General features: G+C 68.0%; 6 protein-coding genes. 4 read left to right on the forward strand and 2 right to left on the reverse strand.

Annotated elements, in window-relative coordinates:
- Together MJ785_RS08380 and MJ785_RS08385 are read left to right on the forward strand one after the other, a co-directional pair.
- The coding region (locus tag MJ785_RS08380; RefSeq protein ID WP_239380333.1) for a TM2 domain-containing protein at window positions 1-424 on the forward strand (424 nt) is incomplete at its 5' end.
- Window positions 387-848: a DUF2752 domain-containing protein gene (locus MJ785_RS08385; protein WP_239348233.1), complete on the forward strand. Its 462-nt coding sequence runs from the start codon at window positions 387-389 to the stop codon at window positions 846-848. The genes MJ785_RS08380 and MJ785_RS08385, both read left to right, overlap by 38 nt.
- A gap of 158 nt (window positions 849-1,006) precedes the next feature.
- Here the strand turns inward: MJ785_RS08385 and MJ785_RS08390 are convergent, their stop codons facing one another.
- Together MJ785_RS08390 and MJ785_RS08395 are read right to left on the reverse strand one after the other, a co-directional pair.
- A complete protein-coding gene (locus tag MJ785_RS08390) occupies window positions 1,007-1,204 on the reverse strand; it encodes a hypothetical protein (protein WP_239310185.1) in 198 nt (65 codons plus the stop codon).
- A gap of 49 nt (window positions 1,205-1,253) precedes the next feature.
- Complete coding sequence (locus MJ785_RS08395) at window positions 1,254-1,520, reverse strand: hypothetical protein (RefSeq protein ID WP_239310186.1); 267 nt, start codon at window positions 1,518-1,520, stop codon at window positions 1,254-1,256.
- Window positions 1,521-1,692: 172 nt separating this feature from the next.
- Here MJ785_RS08395 and MJ785_RS08400 point away from each other — a divergent pair, with 172 nt between their 5' ends.
- Window positions 1,693-2,964, forward strand: a complete 1,272-nt coding sequence (locus MJ785_RS08400; RefSeq protein WP_239373069.1) for a helix-turn-helix transcriptional regulator — start codon at window positions 1,693-1,695, stop codon at window positions 2,962-2,964.
- A partial coding sequence (locus tag MJ785_RS08405; protein WP_239380336.1) for a GNAT family N-acetyltransferase occupies window positions 2,961-3,446 on the forward strand: 486 nt, incomplete at its 3' end. The genes MJ785_RS08400 and MJ785_RS08405, both read left to right, overlap by 4 nt.

The following is a 3,446-nucleotide window of genomic DNA, read 5'->3' on the forward strand; positions in this document are numbered from 1 at the left end:
AAATCCCGGGTACCAGAGCCCGGGGCAGCAACAGAGCGCTGGCTATCAGGCCGGCGCAGGGCAGCAGGGCGTACCCGGCTATCAGGCGGGTCCTGGCTATCCGCCGAGCCCGGGGTACTACCCGGCCAGCCCGGCATATCCCGCCCCGCCAGGTTATGCCCAGAGACAATACGATGTATCAGCCCCATTCGGACGTGATCCGGTCACCGGCGAACCGTACTCGGATAAACAGAAGCTCGTCGCCGGCCTGCTGCAGATTTTCCTGGGTGTGTTCGGGGCCGGACGCTGGTACCTGGGCGACACCGCCATCGCACTCGCCCAGTTGTTCACCTGCGGTGGTTTCGGGGTCTGGGCGTTGATCGACGGGGTCCTGATGCTCACCGGCAATGTTCGCGATGTACAGGGCCGGCCACTTCGTGATTGATCAGGGCCGCTCGGTCGTGGGAACGAGCCGTACCCGCCTGCTGCTTGGCGCGGCCGCGGGCGCGCTGGGCGTGGGTTACCTTGCCGTTGTCGACCCGCACGATGCGGCCGCGGTCATGCCGGTGTGCCCGGCGAAGTTTGTCACCGGGCTTGACTGCCCGGCGTGCGGCGGGCTTCGGCTGGTTCACGATCTGTTGCACGGTCGGTTGCGGGCCGCGGTTCACGACAATCTCTTCGTGCTGCTCTGTAGCCCTGTTCTGGTCCACCTGGGCTGGCGGCGGGCACGGGCGGCCTGGCTGGGTGAGCAGGCACCTGTTCCCAGAGCGCTTGCGCACGGGCTGGCCGCTGGCGCGCTTGTCTGGATGGTCGTGCGGAACCTGCCCGGCTGGCCCCTGGCACCGGCGTCTGCCTGTTCGGCGCTGTGAGCGTCCTGGACCGTGGCCTGACCACGGTGGGTTGGCCTTGGCATGGAAGCCACCTCTACGGGCGGCGCGTCGTGCCGCCGAGGCTGCACCCGACGAACCTGGCTGCTCAAGCGGGTCAAGGCCTGTAGTCGATCAACGTGAATGATCGGATGTAGCGCTCAAATCCGCTCAAATCTGAAAACGAGCTCCTGCCCGTCCCGCATGGCCAGCCGCAGCCGTGCGCCACCCGGCACGTAGGTCTCCAGCACCCTGATCAGCTCGTCCGTATCGACCCCGACGCTTACGCGCAGGTCAACACTTTTGGTGATCTTACTTATGAGAACGCGCGCACCGCGCGTATCCTCCTGCCCGTTCACCCGCACTGTCCCGATTCGTCTTCCGCTGAATGGTCCGCGTGCCTGCTCTTCATGCCTCCAGCCGGGGCGGACGAAGGCGCGCGAACACGGCCGGAACTACTCGGTAGTCGGCGAGCCGGTACGCCTGGGCGTGTGCCTCGGCCGCACGTGCCGTCGGAAAGATCAGTAACGCACTGTCCGGGCGCCCGTCCGGGCCAAGCTCGACGATCACACAGGGGACGGACTGGTCGAGCCGCGGGAACCGGGGCTCATCGGACTGCCGGTGGAGCCGGGCGGACGCGACCGGCCGGCGGGTGTAGGTCTTTGGTGGTACCACGACATCTCCCATGTGCGTATCGGCTGGGTGGTCGGCTGGTTATCGTGCTGACGCGACACATTTCATGACGCTGCGCGACAGGTGGCTAGCTGTGATCGCGTGAGACGCTGTTGACGCATCCGTCACGCACGCCTCACGCACGTGTCGTTACGCTGGGCAGGAGAGGGTACGGGTGGACGATCAGGCTGCGGTTGCGCATCTTGCGGGGCGTATTCGCGTGTTACGCCTTGCCGCGGGCATGCAGAGTCTGGCCGAGCTCGCTCGGCGTACCAACCTGGACCGGGCTGGGATCAGTCGGGCCGAAGCTGGCCGGTTTCTGCCGTCCGATGTGGTCGTGGAGGCCATCGACACCGCGGTGGGTGCCGGTGGAGAGCTGGTGCAGCTCCGCGCGCGGATCCACCGGGCGCGGCACGGAATCGGCGAACCTGACGGCGGGGAGGTGAGTTCCACGGACAGGCGGGAGGTCTTCGAGCTGACGGCGGCCGGCATCCTCGCGGCGGATGCCTACCGGCAGTGGTCAGCCACCGGCCCGGACCCGCTGACGGTCGCCGAAATCGAGGACAAGGTCGACCAGCACGCGGCCGTGTTCACCACCACGGCGCATGACGCGCTCGCCCCGAAGGTGTTCGACACCTGGCGGCAGGCGGAGGGCAGGCTTCGGGATGCAACCCGCTTGCGGGCGCACCGGCGCCTCACCGTGGCCGCGGGCTTCTGCGCCTACATGCTGTGCCGGCTGGCGTTCAACATGGGGGATACGATCACGTCACGGCGGTTCCTCACCCTCGCCGAGAACCATGCCGAGGATGCCGAGGAACCAGTGCTGGCCGCGTCCGTCGCCGGGATGGCGTCCACGATGGCGTTCTACGGCGGCCGGTACGAGGATGCCGTCCGGGTCGCGGCGGAGGCTGCCCAGCGATTCCCCCACCCGTACACCGCGGCACGACTTGCCGCCTACGAAGCCCGCGCGCGGGCCGCGACCGACGATGCCCGGTCCGCGCGGGATGCGCTGTACCGGATGCGTCAGACGGTAGTCGATTTACCGGCGCGCCCCGGGATGTCCTCGTTCGGGCCAGCGGCGGCCGGCATGTTCGCCGGCGGAGTACTCGCCCGCATGGGTGCGGGCGACGAAGCCGAACCGATGGCCCGCGCCGCGGTGGCGCTGTACGACTCCGGCCACGGTGGCTTCGAGGAACGGGGACATGCACTGCTTGCGCTAGCCGCGGCGCTGCTGACGCGGGAGAGTCCTGAACCAGAAGAGGCGGCGGTCCGCACCTTGGCCGTGGTGGCGCTACTGGACGGCTGCTTGACATCGACCGTGGCCGCGAACCTGCGCCGTACCATGACCCAGTTACACCCCTATCGGGAGCTCGCTCCGGTCCGTGATTTAGAGGACGCTCTGTCCGCCCGTTCCCATCTCGTACTGACCGCCGGGAGCGCCCCGTGACCCTCACCCTCGGACCGCCGTCTGCTACCCGGCAGATCCCCACGGTGCTCACCGAACGGCTGGTCCTACGGGACTGGCGGGCCGAGGACATCGGCCCGTACTCGCGGATGACTCAGGATCCGGATATGAGCCGCTATACCGGCGGCGGGCCGATGGACGAAGAGGCGGTGTGGCGCCATGCCGCTTTCCAGCTTGGCCACTGGGCGTTGCGCGGCTTCGGGATGTGGATCATCCGAGATCGGCTGTCCGGAGAGTTCGTCGGCCGCGCCGGGCTGTATGAAGAGATGGGCTGGCCGGGTGTCGAGGTGGCCTGGACGGTGCGGCGCGACCGGTGGGGGCAGGGCCTGGCACCCGAAGCTGGCATGGCGGCGCTCGAGTTCGCGTTCGTCCACGTCGGTGTCGAGCGGGTCATCTCGATCTGCCACCCGGACAACATCCAGAGCCGCCGAGTAATGGAAAAGATCGGATTGATCCTGGATGGC

Source organism: Protofrankia sp. CiT1 (assembly GCF_917627335.1).
Lineage (GTDB): Bacteria > Actinomycetota > Actinomycetes > Frankiales > Frankiaceae > Protofrankia.

Coding starts and splice junctions, on each gene's coding strand:
- MJ785_RS08385 (WP_239348233.1), top strand. CDS start 387: ATGTTCGCGATGTACAGGGCCGGCCACTTCGTGATTGATCAGGGCCGC.